This is a genomic window from Enterobacter cloacae complex sp. P29RS (assembly GCF_014893445.1).
In the GTDB taxonomy this organism is placed as follows: Bacteria; Pseudomonadota; Gammaproteobacteria; order Enterobacterales; family Enterobacteriaceae; genus Enterobacter; species Enterobacter intestinihominis.
The window spans coordinates 17598-36026 of the sequence record NZ_JADBPZ010000015.1 but is presented as its reverse complement, the minus strand read 5'-3'; the positions used below and the strand labels follow the sequence as shown (position 1 = coordinate 36026).

Below are 18429 nucleotides of genomic sequence, written 5' to 3'. Positions count from 1 at the left end.
ATTTAATTACTTTCCCGCTTTTCTTCTGCCAGTTGCGCAATCCTTTTCGCCATTCCGCGGAAGATAAACAGGTGTGCCGGGATCATCAGCAGCCAGTAGAACAGCCCGGGCATTCCGTGCGGGTGCCACCACGCCCGAACGTCCAGCTCGCGGTGATCGCCTTTGTCTTTAAGGGTGAAGCAGAGCCGCCCCAGCCCCGGTGCCTTCATGCCAAACAGCAGCGCCAGCTGTTTTTCCGGCTCAACGATGATCACCTTCCAGCTGTCGACCGTATCGCCCACGTTCAGATACGGGGCGGCAGGACGGCCTTTTGCCAGCCGGTGACCCACCAGCAGATCCAGCGTGCCGCGCGTTTGCCAGAGGATATTGCCGAAGAAATAGCGCTCTTTGCCGCCGATCTGGTTCACAACGTCCCACAGCGCTGTGAGGCTGGCAGTGGTTTTTACCGTACAGCCCGCCTGTTTTGGGTAATAGCCGTACTCGGGCCGCCAGCGGGCGAACGCCTGCGCATCGTAGCCCCAGTCGCTGGAGTTCACCAGCTTCTCTTCTTCTTTCAGCGTATTGCGTACGGCATCGTCGAAGGGGATCAATTCCTGAGGGATCAAGGCACGCAGTTCACGATCGTCCGCCAGCAGATCGTGTTTCAGTCCCTGTATAAGCGCTTTGGCAGTCGTCGGCGGCACGGAGGTGATCACATTCAAAAACCACACCGAAATCCAGCGGGTCGGGAAGGGGACGGGCACCAGCCAGCGGCGGCGGCCACTCACCCGCATAAAATGTTCGAACTGCGCCTGATAGCTCAACACTTCCGGGCCAGCCGCCTCCAGCACACGATGCGCCGCCGCCGGATGATCCAGCAATGCCACCAGATAGTGGAGTAAATTCTCCAGCGCAATGGGCGTGGTGCGCGAGCGTACCCAGCGCGGCGGTGTCAGCACAGGCAGGTTGTAGACCATATCGCGCATCACTTCGAACGCGGCGGAACCCGCGCCGACGATGATCCCTGCCCGCAGTTCGGTGACGGGGATACGGGCGCTTCGCAATGTCTCTGCCGTCAGTTGCCGCGCGCGCAGATGGTCTGACTGCTCGTTCTCAGGCGCCTGAAGCGAGCTTAGAAAGATCACCTGCTTTACCGGCGTTTGCAGCAGCGTATCACGTACGTTCATCGCCACCTGACGCTCGTGGGCGATAAAATCGCCGCCTTCGCCCATGCTGTGAACAAGGTAGTAAAGCGTATCGACCCCTTCCAGCAGCGCAGGAAGCGCTTTCGGCCAGTTAAGGTCAACGTTGTGACACGTCACGCCAGGCAAATGTAGCTTTTGCAGGCGTTCCGTGTTGCGTGCCACTGCCAGCACCTGGTGCCCCTGCTGGCTTAACGCAGTGGTCAGATGCTGACCGATATACCCGCTGGCACCGAGCACCAGAATACGTTGCGGCACGGTATGCTCCTTAACGCTGTAAAAACGCCTGCCAGTGTTTCACCACCTCGGTCAACTGCTCGCGGTTAACGTCAAGATGCATCACCAGTCGCACGACCGGGGAGGCGTTGATCAGCACGCCTCGGGCTTTCATAAATTCTCCCAGCGCGGCAGCATGCTCATTGCCGACGCGGACAAACAGCATGTTGGTGTCATGACGCATGACATCAGCGCCGATTTCACGCAGCTGCGCTGCCATCCACGCCGCATTGTCGTGATCGTCTTTCAGGCGTGACACGTTATTTTTCAGGGCGTACAGTCCGGCAGCCGCCAGAATACCCGCCTGACGCATCCCGCCGCCGGTCATTTTACGCCAGCGGTTGGCGCGTCTGATGTAGTCTGCACTGCCAACCAGCAGGGAACCCACCGGCGTACCCAGCCCTTTAGAGAGGCAAATGGTGAACGAGTCGCAATATTGGGTGATCTCTTTCAGCTCGCAGCCGTACTCCACCACGGCGTTGAAGATACGTGCGCCGTCAACGTGCAGGCCGAGCTTGCGCTCGCGGGTAAAATCCCATGCCGCTTTCAGGTATTCGCGCGGCAGGACTTTACCGTTATGGGTGTTTTCGAGGCTCAGCAGTTTAGTGCGGGCGAAGTGAATATCGTCGGCTTTGATTTTTGCCGCGACTTTGTCCAGCGGCAGCGTACCGTCCGGCGCGGCATCGATCGGCTGCGGCTGAATGCTGCCAAGCACCGCCGCGCCGCCGGCTTCGTACAGGTAGTTATGCGCCCCCTGGCCGACGATATACTCTTCGCCGCGCTCGCAGTGGCTCAGCAGCGCCACCAGGTTAGCCTGCGTGCCGGTGGGCAGGAACAGGGCAGCCTCTTTACCGCTCAGCTCGGCCGCATAGCGCTGGAGTTCGTTGACCGTCGGGTCATCGCCGTAGACGTCGTCCCCGACCGGGGCGGCCATCATCTCTTCGAGCATGGCGCGGCCCGGACGGGTAACGGTATCACTACGTAAATCAATCATTTCACATCCCTTTCATTTAAGAGGTCTTGTGAAATGTTTTACCTGAGCCAGTTGGTTTTTGCCAGTTCGATCACTTCGTCACCGCGCCCGCTGATGATGGCGCGCAGCATGTAGAGGCTAAAACCTTTAGCCTGTTCCAGCTTGATTTGAGGCGGGATTGCCAGCTCTTCTTTGGCGACCACCACATCCACCAGCACCGGGCCGTCGATGGAGAAGGCACGTTGCAGGGCTTCGTCCACCTCTGAGGCTTTCTCCACCCGAATACCGGTGATACCGCAGGCTTCGGCGATGCGGGCGAAGTTGGTGTCGTGCAGCTCGGTGCCGTCCGTGAGGTAGCCTCCGGCCTTCATCTCCATCGCCACAAAGCCCAGCACGCTGTTGTTAAAGACCACGATTTTCAGCGGAAGCTTCATCTGCGCCACCGACAGGAAATCCCCCATCAGCATACTGAACCCGCCGTCGCCGCACATCGCCACCACCTGCCGTTCCGGTGCCGTCGCTTTTGCGCCCAGCGCCTGCGGCATGGCGTTGGCCATTGAGCCATGGTTGAACGACCCAAGCAGGCGTCGTTTGCCGTTCATTTTCAGATACCGTGCGGCCCAGACGGTGGGCGTACCCACGTCGCAGGTGAAGATGGCATCGTCGTCGGCGAAGTGGCTGATCTGCTGCGCCAGATACTGCGGGTGGATCGCTTTTTCGCTCGGTTTGGCCAGATCGTCCAGCCCCTTACGCGCATCGCGATAGTCGCTCAGGGCTTTATCGAGGAATTTGCGGTCCGTTTTTTCTTCCAGCAGCGGCAGGAGGGCGGCGAGGGTGGATTTAATATCGCCGATAAGCGCCATATCCACCTTGCTGTGCGCGCCGATGCTACCGGGATTAATGTCGATCTGGATAATTTTCGCATCCGTCGGGTAGAACGCGCGGTACGGGAACTGGGTGCCGAGCAGGATCAGCGTATCGGCGTTCATCATGGTATGGAAGCCGCTGGAAAAACCGATCAGCCCGGTCATGCCCACATCGTACGGGTTATCGTATTCAACGTGCTCTTTCCCGCGCAGGGCGTGCACAACTGGCGCCTTCAGCTTAGCGGCAAATTCCACAAGCTCTTTATGCGCGCCGGCACAGCCGCTGCCGCACATCAGGGCGATATTGCTGGAGTATCGCAGCAGTTGCGCCAGCTTTTTAAGCTCTTCATCCGCAGGGGTAATGGTTGGCTGTGGCGCAGAGTACCAGTGGGTGGTGGCGGTTTCAGGTGCGGCCTTCAGCGCCACGTCCCCCGGCAGCACAACCACCGAAACCCCGCGATTCAGGATCGCCTTACGCATGGCTATCGCCAGCACCTGTGGGATCTGCTCCGGCGACGAGACCAGCTCGCAGTAGTGGCTGCATTCACGGAACAGCTCCTGAGGATGCGTCTCCTGAAAATAGCCGCTGCCGATTTCGGATGACGGTATATGTGCGGCAATCGCCAGCACCGGAACATGGTTGCGGTGACAGTCGAAAAGACCGTTGATAAGGTGCAGGTTTCCCGGTCCGCAGGAACCTGCACAGACGGCGAGTTCGCCCGTGAGCTGCGCTTCGGCACCCGCGGCAAAGGCGGCGACCTCTTCATGGCGGGTGGGCATCCATTCAATGGTCTTCATCTTGTTGAGGCTGTCGCTGAGTCCGTTCAGCGAATCGCCGGTGACGCCCCAGATACGCTTTACGCCAGCCTGCTCCAGGGTTTTCGCTATGTATGCAGCCACGGTTTGTTTCATGGTGGTCCTTCTCCTTTATGTGATATCGCTTACAAGCTTAGAAGAAAGTCACTGTATTGGCTGCCTGGTATTCCATACGCACAGGCAGTAGGCACAACGTAAGCCGGGTAAACGCAGTGCCACCCGGCAAAAAGCCCGGTGGCGCTAACGCTTACCGGGCCTACGAAGAGCCAACATGTACAAAGTAGGCCGGGTAAACGCAGTGCCACCCGGCAACAAATGGAGGCACTGCGCCAGATTATGCCAGCACCAGGTCCCCCTGCGGATGGCATGAACACGCCAACACGTAACCCTCTGCAATTTCCGCATCGGTCAGCGTCATGGTGCTGGTGACGGTGTATTCACCGGAAACCACCTTCGTCTTACAGCAGCCGCACACACCCGCGCGACAGGCTGCCGCTACCGGCACGTTATTGCTTTCGAGCGCTTCAAGCAGCGTGGTGCCCACGCGACCAAAGAAGGTCTGCGCCGGTTGCAGCTTCGTGAACTTCATCCCGCTGGTCGCCGCTGCCGCTACAGGCGTGAAGAACTGCTCTTTAAAGAAGCGGGTCACGCCGAGCGCTTTCACTTCTTTCTCCACGATCTCCATGTACGGCGCCGGGCCGCAGGTCATCACGGTACGATCCGCAATGTCCGGCACGCTTTGCAACATTTCGCGGCTCAGACGCCCCGCGACAAAACCGTGCGTCGCGTTGTGCTCAGCCACCAGGGTCACCGGATAATTTCGCCATTCCTCGGCAAAAATCACATCTTCCGGGGAACGCACGCTAAAGATCACCTGCACGTCGGCCTGAGGACGGTATTTCGCCAGCCAGCGGCGCATCGACATAATCGGCGTTACGCCACAGCCTGCCGCCAGAAGCAGGAATTTGTCTTCCTTCTTGTCGTCACAGGTGAACTCGCCCTGCGCGTCAGACAGCCAGATGTAATCCCCGCGCTTCACGTCACGGGTCAGCCACCGGGAGCCTGCGCCGTCATCAATACGACGGACGGTGAGCGTTATGTATTCGCTCACGCCCGGCGTGGAGGAGATCGTGTAGGCGCGCAGGGTATCCACCGAATTACGCACGCTCACCAGCGCATACTGACCTGCGCGGTACGGGTAGTAGTCATGGCACAGCAGCGACAGTGTCCACACATCCGGCGTCTCCTGTTGGATGTGATGAACCTGCATCCGCCACGGACATTGTGAGGTTGGCATGGTCATGAGTTACTCCTTACGCGCTCAGCAGTTGCTTCATATCATCTTCAACGTTGGTCACGGAACGCAGACCAAATTTCTCGTTCAGGATGGCCAGCAGGTCCGGCGTCAGGAAGCCTGGCGCGGTCGGCCCGGTGACGATGTTGGTCACGCCGAGAGAGAGCAGGGTCAACAGAATAACGATCGCTTTCTGCTCGAACCAGGAGAGCACCAGCGACAGCGGCAGATCGTTCACGCCGCAGCCCAGTTTCTCTGCCAGCGTGACCGCCAGAATGATGGCTGAATATGCATCGTTACACTGACCAGCATCCACCAGGCGTGGCAGACCTTCGATGTTGCCGAAGTCCAGCTTGTTGAAACGGTACTTACCGCAGGCCAGGGTCAGGATCAGACAGTCTTCCGGAACGCGGGTGGCGAAATCGGTGAAATAGTTACGTTCCCCGCGCGCGCCGTCACAGCCGCCGATCAGGAAGATGTGACGTAGTTTTTCACGGCTGACGAGGTCAATCAGGGAATCCGCCGCACCCAGCAGGGTTTCACGGCCAAAACCGACGGTGATGAGGTGCGGAATTTCGCTGTACGGGAAGCCTGCCATCTGCTGCGCCTGTGCGATAACCGGACCGAAATCATCGCCTTCAAGGTGGCTCACGCCCGGCCAGCCGACGATGCTGCGGGTCCAGATACGGTCGTCATACGCGCCCACGGTAGGGTCGATGATGCAGTTAGAGGTCATGACGATTGGGCCAGGGAAGCGGGCGAACTCCACCTGCTGGTTCTGCCAGCCGCTGCCGTAGTTACCGATCAGATGCTTAAATTTACGCAGTTCCGGGTAGCCGTGCGCGGGCAACATTTCGCCGTGGGTATAGACGTTAACGCCGGTGCCTTCGGTCTGCTTCAGCAGGTTGTAGAGATCTTTCAGGTCGTGGCCGGAGATCAGGATGCATTTACCTTCGGTCGCTTTGACGTTGACCTGCGTCGGCGTTGGGTGGCCGTAGGTGCTGGTTTCACCGGCATCCAGAATGCTCATCACTTTGAAGTTCATCTGGCCGATTTCCATCGAGCATTCCAGCAGGGCGTTCATGTCGGAAGGCCAGGTGCCCAGCCATGCCATGATTTTGTGGTACTGGGCATAAATGTCGTTGTCGTACTGGCCGAGTACGTGCGCGTGCTCCATATACGCCGCAGCACCTTTCAGACCGTACAGGCACAGCAGGCGCAGGCCGAGGATGTTCTCGCCAATCGCCGCTTTGTCTTTATTGGGAGTAAATTCGGCGGCCTGACGCTGTAGCTCGCCCAGGTCGTCGCTCACCAGCTGTAGTTCCGCCATCGGGTTGTCCACGCGGGCGCTGGCGTCGGCATTCAGGCATTGCGCTTTCAGGGCTTCACGCAGGGCAATCGCTTCGCGGGCATAGCCCACAATGCGTGGAGAATCGAAGTTAACGTTAGTCAGCGTGGAGAAAAATGCGCGCGGCGCAAAGCTGTCGACATAGTGATCGACAAGGCCATATTCACGGGCCTTGAAGGCCCAGGCGGATAAGCCTTGCAGCGCCGCAATCAGCAGGTCCTGGAGATCGGACGTTTCTGCGGTTTTGCCGCACATACCCTGCGCGTAAGAGCAGCCGTTGCCTGCCGGGGTACGGATGGTTTGTTCACATTGCACACAAAACATAATCACACCTGTTAAAGTTATATTTGAGATACATGTTTAAGGTTATGCCTGTGCCACAACGGAGAAAAGTGCTTTCTTATACTAAGTGGAGGGTTATTGATTTAGCGCAATTTTGGCGGCAGGTTCACTACCGCCAAAGCAGTATCAGGCTGAGAAGAACGCCATCAGGATGGGGACCAGCAGGCTCAGAATAAAGCCGTGTACAATAGCGGCAGGAACCATCTCCAGACCTCCCGAGCGCTGTAACACCGGCAGAGTAAAGTCCATTGAGGTGGCCCCGCACAGGCCCAGCGCGGTAGAGCGGCTGCGGCGTACCAGGCCGGGGATCAGCATGATGGCTATCAGCTCGCGCGCCAGATCGTTAAAGAAGGCGGCGCTGCCGATCACCGGACCAAACGATTCGGTCAGCAGAATACCGGACAGCGAATACCAGCCAAAACCGGATGCCATCGCCAGGCTGGTTTTCAGCGGAAGATCGAGAATAAAGGCGTTAATCACTCCCCCCGCCATTGAGCTGGCTACAACGATAACGGCAACCATCATGCCCCGGCGGTTCAGGACAATCTGCTTCAGCGTCATGCCATTATTTCGCAACTGAATACCGATCAGGAAGAGCAGGAAAATCAGCGTATATTCGCTGGCTTCCGTAGCGTGCTGTAAAAAAGCCCATCCGGTTAGCCCCAGTAAAAAACCGAGCACCACCACGCCGCACAGCTTTAATGATTCCAGCGCCATCGCAATTCGGGAGGGAAGCTTTTCCTGATGGTGGTGATTTTTCCAGGGAATAGTGCGTTCCAGCCAGAACAGCGCGGCAATATTGCACAGCAGAATAACCACTACCGTAACCGCAGAATAATGCAGGATGGAAAGCAAGTTCGTCGCCAGATTATCCAGGAAGGCCAGGCTGATCCCCATAAAGAACAGAATGACGTAAACAATCCAGCTGAGAAAACGATTAATAAGCTTTAAGGCTGATTCATGACGCAGCGGAATAAGGTAGCCCACAATCAGGGGCAGAAGAATGATGAGGAGTCCTGAGAACATGAACAGCCGGTCCTTTTGAGTATCATTTAAGCGCCAGAGACACTACCCAATAAAGGCTGTACAGTAAAGCGGCAAAAGAAAGCCGGGTGGCGGCTGCGCCTTACCCGGCCTACAAAGTGCACACTCACGTAGGTCGGGTAAGCTTTAGCGCCACCCGACATTACAGGCCGCACTTAATTAATCGCGTTTTTCCAGCAGGGTGCGATACAGCACGCCGCCCAGAATACCGCCAATAATTGGCATCACCCAGAACAGCCACAGCTGTTCAAGCGCCCAGCCGCCCTGGAAAATAGCCACCGCGGTGCTGCGTGCCGGGTTAACGGAGGTATTGGTCACCGGGATGGAGATCAGGTGGATAAGCGTCAGCGCCAGACCAATAGCAATGGGGGCAAAGCCCGCAGGCGCGTATTTGTCCGTTGCGCCGTGGATCACCAACAGGAAACCTGCGGTGAGCACAATTTCAATCACGATAGCAGACAGCATTGAGTAGCCGCCTGGAGAGTGTTCGCCGAAGCCGTTTGACGCAAATCCGCTGGCCGCGGCGTCAAACCCGGCTTTTCCGCTGGCAATGACGTACAACACCGCCGCGGCAATAATACCGCCAATAACCTGGGCAATAATATAGCCAATAATATCTTTCGCCGGGAAACGTCCGCCCGCCCATAAACCTAACGTGACGGCCGGGTTGAAATGACCGCCGGAAATATGCCCCACGGCGAATGCCATGGTTAATACTGTTAAACCGAATGCCAGCGCGACGCCGACAAATCCAATACCTAATTCCGGAAATGCGGCTGCGAGTACTGCGCTACCGCAGCCACCAAACACCAACCAGAATGTACCAAAGCATTCTGCCGCTAATTTTCTGAACATAACCACCTCAATAATAAACGTCCGCGCCCATTCCTGCGCGCGGGTTATATCGCCATAAAGGGATGACGACTCAAAGAGCCAGTATTTTGAAACCATCAACATCCCTTCGCCACTCAAATAAATTCACTAAATTTGATTTAAGGCAATGTGATGTCAATCCTTGTTCAGAACGGAGGTAATTAGAGCATAGCCCAATAATTAAGGGGGCGTATATTCTGCTGTCGTGACCTACAGCCTGCCGCTATACTGCTGATAATTTGAAGGAAAAAGTGGCCGAAATGCGGGGGATGTATGCTACTCGAACGTGTGGAGATTGTCGGGTTTCGCGGGATTAACCGCCTGTCGCTGCAACTGGAACAGAACAACGTCCTGATAGGCGAAAACGCCTGGGGTAAATCCAGCCTGCTGGATGCCCTGACGCTACTGCTTTCGCCCGAAGAGAACTTGTACCACTTCGTCCATGATGACTTCTGGTTTCCGCCGGGGGATGTCAACGGGCGCGAGAAACACCTGCATATCATTCTGACCTTCCGCGAATCCGAGCCCGGTCGCCATCGCGTGCGTCGTTTTCGCCCTATGTCGCCCTGCTGGGTGCCCTGTGAAGATGGGTTCCAGCGTATTTTCTATCGCCTTGAGGGCGAAATGGCGCAAAACGACGGGGTATTAACCCTGCGTGAATTTCTTGATGAGAAGGGGAATCCGATCCCGCTCGATAATATTGACGAGCTTGCCCGCCATCTTATCCGCCTCTCCCCCGTGTTGCGCTTACGAGACGCGCGCTTTATGCGGCGGATCCGTAACGGCACCGTACCGAATATGCCCGAGGTGGAAGTAACCGCCCGCGAGCTGGATTTCCTCGCCCGTGAACTGGTCTCGCGGCCGCAGAACCTCACCGACGGCCAGATCCGTCAGGGACTGTCTGCCATGGTGCAACTGCTGGAGCACTACTTCTCTGAGCAGGGAACGGGGCAGGCGCGCCACCGCCTGATGCGCCGCCGCTCGCACGACGAGCAACGAAGCTGGCGCTATCTCGATATTATCAACCGCATGATCGACCGCCCCAGCGGGCGCACGCATCGGGTGATCCTGCTGGGATTATTCTCCACGCTTTTACAGGCGAAAGGGACGGTGCGCCTGGATCGGTACGCGCGCCCTCTGCTGCTGGTGGAAGATCCGGAAACGCGGCTGCACCCGATTATGCTTTCCGTGGCGTGGCATCTTCTTAATCTGCTGCCGTTGCAGCGTGTCACCACCACGAATTCCGGCGAGCTGCTCTCCCTGACGCCGGTGGAGTATGTCTGCCGCCTGGTGCGTGAATCCTCGCGGGTCACCGCCTACCGGCTCGGGCCCGGCGGGTTAAATGCCGAAGATGGCCGGCGCATTGCGTTTCATATCCGTTTTAACCGAGCCTCTTCCCTGTTTGCCCGCTGCTGGTTGCTGGTGGAAGGGGAAACTGAAACCTGGGTGATAAACGAGCTGGCGCGCCAGTGCGGGCACCACTTTGATGCCGAAGGGATCAAAGTGATCGAATTTGCTCAGTCTGGCTTAAAGCCGCTGATCAAATTTGCGCGCCGGATGGGGATAGAGTGGCACGTGCTGGTGGATGGCGATGAGGCGGGTAAAAAATATGCGGCGACCGTGCGTAGCCTGCTCAATAACGATCGTGAAGAGGAGCGGGAACATCTGACCACGCTGCCCGCGATGGACATGGAGCACTTTATGTACCGCCAGGGATTTGACGATGTCTTTCACCGCGTGGCGATGATCCCGGTGGATGTGCCCATGAATATGCGTCGGGTGATTGCCAAAGCTATCCATCGGTCGTCAAAACCGGATTTGGCCATTGAAGTCGCGACGGAAGCGGGCAGGCGGGGCGTGGAGTCGGTGCCCACGCTGCTGCGTAAAATGTTCTCCCGCGTCCTCTGGCTGGCACGCGGGAGAGCCGATTAACGGGCAGTCGCCTGCGATACCTGTTGGAGCAGGCTATCAAGCAGGATATAGCGGCGGCGGTACTCGGATCGTTTTTTACTCGCAATCTCTTCCATCGGTTTGCGTGGCATGGTCAGTGGCAGGGCAAAGTTGCCGTTCTCCTGCTGCTGTCCGCCAAGGGAGCGCCAGAAGCTGTCATAGTCAGCCAGCAATTTTCCCTCTTTTTTCTTGCGATAGCGCCAGCTGCGGTAGATGTGGGTGGCGTTACTCACCGCGAGGATCTGCTCGACGGGGAAGGCGCCTGCCAGCGTCATGACCGCTTCAACCAGCAGACGTTTTGGGAACAGTCCGTGACAGGCTTTGGTCGCCAGCTGAATGTGCTCGTGCGGGACATGCGCTTTCGCCCCCTGCATTCCGCCGATGAAGAGCGTTGACTTGCCCTGGTATTTGCACAGCGTAAAGGTCAGCTCGGCCAGCACCGTGTTCTGGTGGTCACAAAAAGTGAGGGTCGCTTCCCCTTCTTTGTCCAGAAACGCATCCGCGCTCAGGCGAACGCTAAACTGCTTCTCCTCTTTGCCCGTTAACGTCACCAGCGTGATGCCCTGGCTGGAAAGGTAGCCGTTCAGCAGTGACGCCGGAAGATGGCGGCTCATCATCTGATAGTGATTGTCCAATGCGTCCAGCGTATTCTGACGGCCCATATTGACGGTCAGCCACGGTCGGTGCAGGCGGCACGGCAGGCCGGGCTGCACGCGCAGGATCTGCATCAGACGGGGCTGTTTTGCAAGGTTTCCGAGCAGGCGCGCAGTGGTGAACGGCGTTGCCAGCGAGCGCAGCATAAACTTACGTCGATAGGCCGGATTTTGCCACGCCAGCCCCGGCGTGAGGGAACCCGATGCCAGGCTTTTAAACAGTTGCCAGCCCGATTTAGGCTGGGACAGCGTTGAATAAGGTGTATCGACGATGGAAGACATGTTAGATCCTGCTTCTGGTGGAATTTCGCTATTTCAGCAGGCGCTTTATCAACATCGGGTAAACAATTCCCGACGATTACGGGGATCGGGGGTTTCGTTGAGGAGTGGTTTAGATAAAATCAACGGTGATGATAGCCAGAACAATTATTTGGAATATTTATGAACCTGAAGGGAAAACGCAGAAAGCTGTTTCTGCTGCTGGCGGTAGTGGTGTTAGCAGGCGGATTCTGGTTATGGAAGGTACTGAACGCGCCGGTACCACAGTATCAAACGCTGATTGTTCGTCCGGGCGAGCTGCAACAAAACGTGCTGGCGACGGGGAAGCTGGATGCCCTGCGTAAGGTTGACGTGGGCGCGCAGGTCAGCGGTCAGCTTAAAACCCTGTCGGTTGAGATTGGCGATAAGGTTAAAAAAGGCCAGTTGCTGGGCGTGATCGATCCTGAGCAGGCGCAAAACCAGATCCGCGAAGTGGAAGCGACGCTGATGGAGTTGCGCGCGCAGCGCGCTCAGGCTCAGGCGGAGCGTAATCTCGCTCAGGTCACCCTGTCGCGCCAGCAGGCGCTGGCGAAAACGCAGGCCATCTCGAAACAGGATCTGGACACAGCCGCCACGGAGCTGGCGGTGAAGCAGGCGCAGATTGGCACCATCGATGCGCAAATCAAGCGGAATCAGGCCTCGCTGGATACGGCGAAAACCAACCTCGATTACACGCAAATCGTTGCGCCAATGGCCGGGGAAGTGACGCAGATAACCACCCTGCAAGGCCAGACGGTCATCGCCGCGCAGCAGGCGCCGAACATCCTGACCCTGGCGGATATGAGCACCATGCTGGTGAAAGCCCAGGTATCTGAAGCGGACGTCATTCACCTTAAGCCGGGGCAGAAAGCCTGGTTTACGGTGCTGGGCGATCCGCAAACCCGCTATGAAGGGGTGCTGAAAGATATCCTGCCGACGCCGGAGAAGGTCAACGACGCCATCTTCTACTATGCGCGTTTTGAGGTGCCAAACCCGCAGGGCGTGCTGCGTCTGGACATGACCGCTCAGGTGCATATCCAGTTGACCGGCGTGAAAAACGTGCTGACGGTTCCGCTCTCCGCGCTGGGCGAATCCGCCGGGGACAATCGCTACAAGGTGAAAGTGCTGCGCAACGGTGAAACCCGCGAGCGGGAAGTGGTGATTGGCGCACGTAACGACACCGACGTGGTGGTGGTAAAAGGGCTGGAAGAGGGTGAGGAAGTGGTCACCAGCGAAAGCCTGCCTGGAGCCGCGCAATGACGGCGCTGCTTGAGCTGAATGACATTCGTCGCAGCTATCCGTCCGGCGACGGGCCGGTGGAGGTGCTGAAAGGCATCTCCCTGCGCGTTGAAGCCGGTGAAATGGTGGCGATTGTCGGGGCATCGGGCTCGGGTAAATCAACGCTGATGAACATTCTCGGCTGTCTGGATAAGCCTACCAGCGGCACCTATCGCGTGGCCGGGACGGATGTTTCCACCCTGGACGGCGACGCGCTGGCGAAGCTGCGTCGCGAGCATTTTGGCTTTATCTTCCAGCGTTACCATCTGCTTTCACACCTGAGCGCGGCGCAGAATGTGGAAGTGCCGGCGGTGTATGCGGGCGTCGAGCGCAAAAAACGCCTCGAACGCGCGAAGGCGCTATTAACGCGTCTTGGGCTGGCGGAGCGTGTTGATTATCAGCCTTCGCAGCTTTCCGGCGGTCAGCAGCAACGCGTGAGTATTGCCCGCGCGCTGATGAACGGTGGGCAGGTGATCCTCGCCGATGAGCCAACCGGTGCGCTCGACAGCCATTCCGGTGAAGAGGTGATGGCGATCCTGCATCAGCTTCGCGATCAGGGGCATACGGTGATTATCGTTACCCACGATCCGCAGGTGGCAGCGCAGGCGGAACGCATTATCGAGATCCACGACGGCGAGCTGGTCAGCAACCCGCCGCCACGTCAGTCCAGAGCGGCGGCGGCGAAAGAGGCGCTGCCGGCCGCAACTGGCTGGGGCCAGTTTTCCAGCGGTTTCCGCGAGGCGCTGACCATGGCCTGGCTGGCGATGGCGGCCAACAAAATGCGCACTCTGCTGACCATGCTTGGCATCATTATTGGTATTGCCTCAGTGGTGTCGATTGTGGTGGTGGGCGATGCGGCGAAACAGCTGGTGCTGGCAGATATTCGCGCCATCGGGACTAACACCATCGACGTTTACCCCGGCAAAGATTTTGGCGACGACGAGCCGCAGTATCAGCAGGCGCTGAAGTACGACGATCTGGCGGCTATTCAGAAGCAGCCGTGGGTGAACTCCGCCACGCCTGCCGTCTCGCAAAACCTGCGTCTGCGCTACGGCAACATCGACGTGGCGGCCAGCGCTAACGGCGTCAGCGGAGATTACTTCAACGTCTACGGCATGACCTTCAGCGAAGGGGCGACCTTCAACGCTGAACAACTGGCGGGCAGGGCGCAGGTGGTGGTGTTAGACGCTAACTCCCGCAGGCAGCTGTTCCCGAATAAGACCAATGTGGTGGGGGAAGTGATCCTCGTAGGCAACATGCCAGCGACGGTGATCGGCGTGGCGGAAGAGAAGCAGTCGATGTTCGGCAGCAGTAAAATCCTGCGCGTCTGGCTGCCGTACACCACCATTTCCGGGCGCATCATGGGGCAGTCCTGGCTTAACTCTATTACCGTTCGAGTGAAGGAGGGCTACGACAGCGGGCTGGCGGAACAGCAGCTGGAGCGGCTGTTAACCCTGCGCCACGGGAAAAAGGATTTCTTCACCTGGAATATGGATGGCCTCTTGAAAACGGCGGAAAAGACCACACGTACTCTTCAGCTGTTCCTGACGCTGGTGGCGGTGATTTCGCTGGTCGTCGGCGGGATAGGGGTGATGAACATTATGCTGGTGTCGGTGACCGAACGTACGCGGGAGATCGGCATCCGTATGGCGGTCGGAGCCAGAGCCAGCGACGTGCTGCAGCAATTTTTGATTGAAGCGGTGCTGGTGTGTCTGGTGGGCGGTGCGATGGGGATTGCGCTCTCGATGATGATCGCCTTTGCGCTCCAGCTCTTCTTACCGGGCTGGGAGATTGGCTTCTCGCCGATGGCGATCCTGACGGCGTTTTTATGTTCCACCTTCACCGGTATTCTGTTCGGCTGGCTACCGGCGCGAAACGCGGCGCGGCTGGATCCGGTGGATGCGCTGGCGCGCGAATAACCCGAAAATAAAAATGCCAGCCGATCGGGCTGGCATTTTGCCTGCAGGGTGTACACAATGAATCAGAGAGCTATGCAACCGCTTCTGCTTCAACGGGGACGATCAGACTGGCATGATTGCCTTTTGGCCCCTGGTGTACATCGAACCGGACGGACTGCCCGGCTTTGAGCGTCCTGTAACCATCCATCTGAATGGTGGAATAGTGAGCGAAGATATCCTCGCCGCCGCCTTCGGGGCAAATGAAGCCAAACCCCTTGGCGTTGTTGAACCACTTAACAGTACCCATTTCCATGCTTCGACATCCTTCGTAAATCTTATAAATTAAGATGGAATGAACCGGTGGTGGAGTGGGGGCTGTTCAAAACCTCGCCAACTCACGCTTGTACAATTTAGAGAAACGGAAGAAGCCGTCAAGCGTTTGGCGCTGGAGTTGGGACAATAATCAACCAAAATTTGAGGCAGTTAACGCTATTGCAACAGTTTGTGACAGACATCGCGGATGACAGTAATAGATGATTGTTATCTAACATCTGAGGTAGATTCAAAGTGGTTATGCATAATGGGTAAGACCAACGATTGGCTGGATTTTGACCAGCTGGCGGAAGATAAAGTGCGCGACGCGCTAAAACCGCCATCTATGTATAAAGTTATGTTAATGAACGATGATTACACGCCGATGGAATTTGTTATTGACGTGCTACAAAAGTTCTTTTCTTATGATGTTGAACGTGCAACGCAACTGATGCTTACCGTTCATTATCGTGGCAAAGCGATCTGCGGCATCTTTACTGCCGAAGTAGCGGAAACCAAAGTAGCGATGGTGAACGACTATGCAAGGGAGAACGAGCATCCGTTGCTGTGTACGCTGGAAAAGGCCTGATAAGGCATAAAATTGGGGGAGGTGCCTATGCTCAATCAAGAACTGGAACTCAGTTTAAACATGGCTTTCGCCAGAGCGCGTGAGCACCGACATGAGTTTATGACCGTCGAGCATTTGCTGCTCGCACTGCTTAGCAACCCATCTGCCCGCGAAGCGCTGGAAGCCTGCTCCGTGGATCTGGTGGCGCTACGTCAGGAACTCGAAGCCTTCATCGAACAAACCACACCGGTGCTGCCAGCCAGTGAAGAAGAGCGCGACACACAGCCGACGCTCAGCTTCCAGCGCGTGCTACAGCGCGCGGTTTTCCACGTCCAGTCTTCCGGACGTAGCGAAGTGACGGGCGCCAATGTGCTGGTCGCCATCTTCAGTGAGCAGGAGTCCCAGGCGGCCTACCTGCTGCGTAAACACGAAGTCAGCCGGCTCGATGTGGTCAACTTCATCTCTCACGGAACGCGAAAAGACGAGCCTAACCAGGCATCGGATCCCAGCGGACAGATCAACAGCAATGAAGAGCAAGCAGGCGGGGAGGATCGTATGGAAAACTTCACCACCAACCTTAACCAGCTTGCTCGCGTTGGCGGTATCGACCCGCTGATTGGCCGCGACAAAGAGCTGGAACGTGCCATACAGGTGCTGTGCCGTCGCCGCAAGAATAACCCGCTGCTGGTGGGGGAATCTGGCGTGGGTAAAACCGCGATTGCCGAAGGTCTGGCCTGGCGCATTGTGCAGGGCGACGTGCCGGAAGTGATTGCCGACTGCACCATCTACTCGCTGGATATCGGCTCGCTGCTGGCGGGCACCAAATACCGCGGTGATTTTGAAAAACGTTTCAAAGCGCTGTTAAAACAGCTGGAACAGGACACCAACAGCATCCTGTTTATCGATGAGATCCACACCATCATCGGCGCAGGCGCGGCTTCCGGTGGTCAGGTAGATGCCGCCAACCTGATCAAACCGCTGCTCTCCAGCGGCAAGATCCGCGTGATGGGCTCTACGACGTACCAGGAGTTCAGCAACATCTTTGAGAAGGATCGTGCGCTGGCGCGTCGTTTCCAGAAAATCGACGTAACCGAGCCGTCGGTTGACGAAACGGTGCAGATCATCAACGGCCTGAAAACCAAGTACGAAGCGCACCATGACGTGCGTTACACCGCGAAAGCGGTGCGTGCGGCGGTGGAGCTGGCGGTGAAATACATCAACGATCGTCATCTGCCGGATAAAGCGATCGACGTGATTGATGAAGCGGGTGCGCGTGCGCGCCTGATGCCAGCGAGCAAGCGTAAGAAAACCGTGAACGTAGCGGATATCGAGTCCGTGGTGGCCCGTATCGCACGTATCCCTGAGAAGAGCGTCTCTCAGAGCGACCGTGATACGCTGCGCACCCTCGGCAATCGCCTGAAAATGCTGGTCTTTGGTCAGGATAAAGCTATTGAGGCCTTAACCGAAGCGATCAAGATGGCCCGTGCTGGCCTGGGGCATGACCACAAGCCTGTCGGTTCCTTCCTGTTCGCCGGCCCGACCGGTGTGGGTAAAACCGAGGTAACGGTGCAGCTCTCCAAAGCGCTGGGCATTGAGCTGTTGCGCTTTGATATGTCCGAGTATATGGAGCGTCACACCGTCAGCCGTTTGATTGGTGCGCCTCCGGGCTACGTGGGCTTTGACCAGGGCGGCCTGCTCACCGACGCGGTGATCAAGCATCCGCACGCGGTCCTGCTGCTCGATGAAATCGAGAAAGCGCACCCGGACGTGTTCAACATCCTGTTGCAGGTGATGGACAACGGGACGCTGACCGATAACAACGGGCGCAAGGCCGATTTCCGCAACGTGGTGCTGGTGATGACCACCAACGCCGGGGTACGTGAAACCGAGCGCAAATCCATCGGCCTGATCCATCAGGATAACAGCACCGATGCGATGGAGGAGATCAAGAAGATCTTCACGCCGGAGTTCCGTAACCGTCTGGACAACATTATCTGGTTCGATCACCTGTCTACCGAGGTGATCCATCAGGTGGTGGATAAGTTCATCGTCGAGCTGCAGGTTCAGCTGGATCAGAAAGGCGTGTCGCTGGAAGTGAGCCAGGAGGCCCGCAACTGGCTGGCCGAGAAAGGCTACGACCGTGCGATGGGTGCCCGTCCGATGGCGCGTGTGATTCAGGACAACCTGAAGAAACCGCTGGCGAACGAGCTGCTGTTTGGGTCGCTGGTGGACGGCGGTCAGGTGACCGTGGCGCTGGATCAGGCGAAGAACGAGCTGACGTATGATTTCCAGAGTGCGGCGAAGCACAAGCCGGAAGCGGCTCACTGAGTTGAAAGGTAAAAGCAAAACGGCAACTTCGGTTGCCGTTTTTTTTGTTTGCTCCCTCTCCCAGTGGGAGAGGGCTGGGGTGAGGGCATCAGGCCGCAGAGGAATTTTGCGAGGCGCTTTCCAGTTTCTTTC

Annotated in this window: 14 protein-coding genes; 5 read left to right on the top strand and 9 right to left on the bottom strand. The window is 57.4% G+C overall.

Translation table 11 applies throughout. The features are described 5' to 3' along the window. Nucleotides 1–2: 2 nt before the first annotated feature. The 7 genes from IM282_RS12795 to aqpZ all read right to left on the bottom strand — a co-directional run bounded on the left by IM282_RS12795 (nucleotide 3) and on the right by aqpZ (nucleotide 8995). On the bottom strand, nucleotides 3–1439 hold the full coding sequence (locus IM282_RS12795; RefSeq protein WP_192970459.1) for an SDR family oxidoreductase: 1437 nt from the start codon (nucleotides 1437–1439) through the stop codon (nucleotides 3–5). Nucleotides 1440–1449: 10 nt separating this feature from the next. Then, the gene (gene ltaE, locus IM282_RS12790) at nucleotides 1450–2451 is read right to left on the bottom strand and encodes a low-specificity L-threonine aldolase (protein WP_032624552.1); all 1002 of its coding nucleotides are present in this window, start codon (nucleotides 2449–2451) and stop codon (nucleotides 1450–1452) included. A gap of 38 nt (nucleotides 2452–2489) precedes the next feature. Then, nucleotides 2490–4208 carry a ubiquinone-dependent pyruvate dehydrogenase gene (gene poxB, locus IM282_RS12785; protein WP_022647603.1) on the bottom strand — a complete coding sequence of 573 codons (1719 nt, stop codon included), beginning with the start codon at nucleotides 4206–4208 and terminating at the stop codon, nucleotides 2490–2492. 238 nt (nucleotides 4209–4446) lie between these two features. Beyond that, nucleotides 4447–5415, bottom strand: coding sequence for an NADH oxidoreductase (gene hcr, locus IM282_RS12780; protein WP_063146160.1), 969 nt, complete (start codon nucleotides 5413–5415; stop codon nucleotides 4447–4449). A 10-nt stretch (nucleotides 5416–5425) separates the two neighbouring features. After that, a complete protein-coding gene (gene hcp, locus IM282_RS12775; protein WP_023299708.1) occupies nucleotides 5426–7078 on the bottom strand; it encodes a hydroxylamine reductase in 1653 nt (550 codons plus the stop codon). 144 nt (nucleotides 7079–7222) lie between these two features. After that, complete coding sequence (locus tag IM282_RS12770) at nucleotides 7223–8122, bottom strand: lysine exporter LysO family protein (protein WP_022647606.1); 900 nt, start codon at nucleotides 8120–8122, stop codon at nucleotides 7223–7225. A 177-nt stretch (nucleotides 8123–8299) separates the two neighbouring features. Beyond that, nucleotides 8300–8995, bottom strand: coding sequence for an aquaporin Z (gene aqpZ, locus IM282_RS12765; RefSeq protein ID WP_026080729.1), 696 nt, complete (start codon nucleotides 8993–8995; stop codon nucleotides 8300–8302). Nucleotides 8996–9286: 291 nt separating this feature from the next. On the opposite strand from aqpZ, the gene IM282_RS12760 reads away from it, so the two are divergent. Continuing rightward, nucleotides 9287–10945, top strand: a complete 1659-nt coding sequence (locus IM282_RS12760; protein WP_192970458.1) for an ATP-dependent endonuclease — start codon at nucleotides 9287–9289, stop codon at nucleotides 10943–10945. Here IM282_RS12760 and IM282_RS12755 read toward each other — a convergent pair. Beyond that, nucleotides 10942–11898 (bottom strand): VirK/YbjX family protein, encoded by a 957-nt coding sequence (locus IM282_RS12755; protein ID WP_192970457.1) that lies wholly within the window; start codon nucleotides 11896–11898, stop codon nucleotides 10942–10944. The genes IM282_RS12760 and IM282_RS12755 overlap by 4 nt on opposite strands. Nucleotides 11899–12057: 159 nt before the next feature. Between IM282_RS12755 and macA the strand changes: the two genes are divergently transcribed. Both macA and macB read left to right on the top strand, forming a co-directional pair. Beyond that, nucleotides 12058–13173 carry a macrolide transporter subunit MacA gene (macA, locus tag IM282_RS12750; protein ID WP_022647609.1) on the top strand — a complete coding sequence of 372 codons (1116 nt, stop codon included), beginning with the start codon at nucleotides 12058–12060 and terminating at the stop codon, nucleotides 13171–13173. Beyond that, entirely contained in the window at nucleotides 13170–15110 is a 1941-nt protein-coding gene (gene macB, locus IM282_RS12745) for a macrolide ABC transporter ATP-binding protein/permease MacB (protein ID WP_023305795.1), read from the top strand. Before macA ends, macB begins: the two co-directional genes overlap by 4 nt. A 70-nt stretch (nucleotides 15111–15180) precedes the next feature. Here the strand turns inward: macB and cspD are convergent, their stop codons facing one another. After that, nucleotides 15181–15402 carry a cold shock-like protein CspD gene (cspD, locus tag IM282_RS12740; RefSeq protein WP_006174390.1) on the bottom strand — a complete coding sequence of 74 codons (222 nt, stop codon included), beginning with the start codon at nucleotides 15400–15402 and terminating at the stop codon, nucleotides 15181–15183. A 267-nt stretch (nucleotides 15403–15669) separates the two neighbouring features. Here cspD and clpS point away from each other — a divergent pair, with 267 nt between their 5' ends. Together clpS and clpA are read left to right on the top strand one after the other, a co-directional pair. Continuing rightward, nucleotides 15670–15990 carry an ATP-dependent Clp protease adapter ClpS gene (gene clpS, locus IM282_RS12735; RefSeq protein WP_006174393.1) on the top strand — a complete coding sequence of 107 codons (321 nt, stop codon included), beginning with the start codon at nucleotides 15670–15672 and terminating at the stop codon, nucleotides 15988–15990. 27 nt (nucleotides 15991–16017) lie between these two features. Beyond that, nucleotides 16018–18297, top strand: coding sequence for an ATP-dependent Clp protease ATP-binding subunit ClpA (gene clpA / locus IM282_RS12730; protein WP_022647611.1), 2280 nt, complete (start codon nucleotides 16018–16020; stop codon nucleotides 18295–18297). Nucleotides 18298–18429 lie beyond the last annotated feature (132 nt).

Coding starts and splice junctions, on each gene's coding strand:
- ltaE (WP_032624552.1), bottom strand. CDS start 2,451: ATGATTGATTTACGTAGTGATACCGTTACCCGTCCGGGCCGCGCCATG.
- poxB (WP_022647603.1), bottom strand. CDS start 4,208: ATGAAACAAACCGTGGCTGCATACATAGCGAAAACCCTGGAGCAGGCT.
- hcr (WP_063146160.1), bottom strand. CDS start 5,415: ATGACCATGCCAACCTCACAATGTCCGTGGCGGATGCAGGTTCATCAC.
- hcp (WP_023299708.1), bottom strand. CDS start 7,078: ATGTTTTGTGTGCAATGTGAACAAACCATCCGTACCCCGGCAGGCAAC.
- IM282_RS12770 (WP_022647606.1), bottom strand. CDS start 8,122: ATGTTCTCAGGACTCCTCATCATTCTTCTGCCCCTGATTGTGGGCTAC.
- aqpZ (WP_026080729.1), bottom strand. CDS start 8,995: ATGTTCAGAAAATTAGCGGCAGAATGCTTTGGTACATTCTGGTTGGTG.
- IM282_RS12760 (WP_192970458.1), top strand. CDS start 9,287: ATGCTACTCGAACGTGTGGAGATTGTCGGGTTTCGCGGGATTAACCGC.
- IM282_RS12755 (WP_192970457.1), bottom strand. CDS start 11,898: ATGTCTTCCATCGTCGATACACCTTATTCAACGCTGTCCCAGCCTAAA.
- macA (WP_022647609.1), top strand. CDS start 12,058: ATGAACCTGAAGGGAAAACGCAGAAAGCTGTTTCTGCTGCTGGCGGTA.
- macB (WP_023305795.1), top strand. CDS start 13,170: ATGACGGCGCTGCTTGAGCTGAATGACATTCGTCGCAGCTATCCGTCC.
- cspD (WP_006174390.1), bottom strand. CDS start 15,402: ATGGAAATGGGTACTGTTAAGTGGTTCAACAACGCCAAGGGGTTTGGC.
- clpS (WP_006174393.1), top strand. CDS start 15,670: ATGGGTAAGACCAACGATTGGCTGGATTTTGACCAGCTGGCGGAAGAT.
- clpA (WP_022647611.1), top strand. CDS start 16,018: ATGCTCAATCAAGAACTGGAACTCAGTTTAAACATGGCTTTCGCCAGA.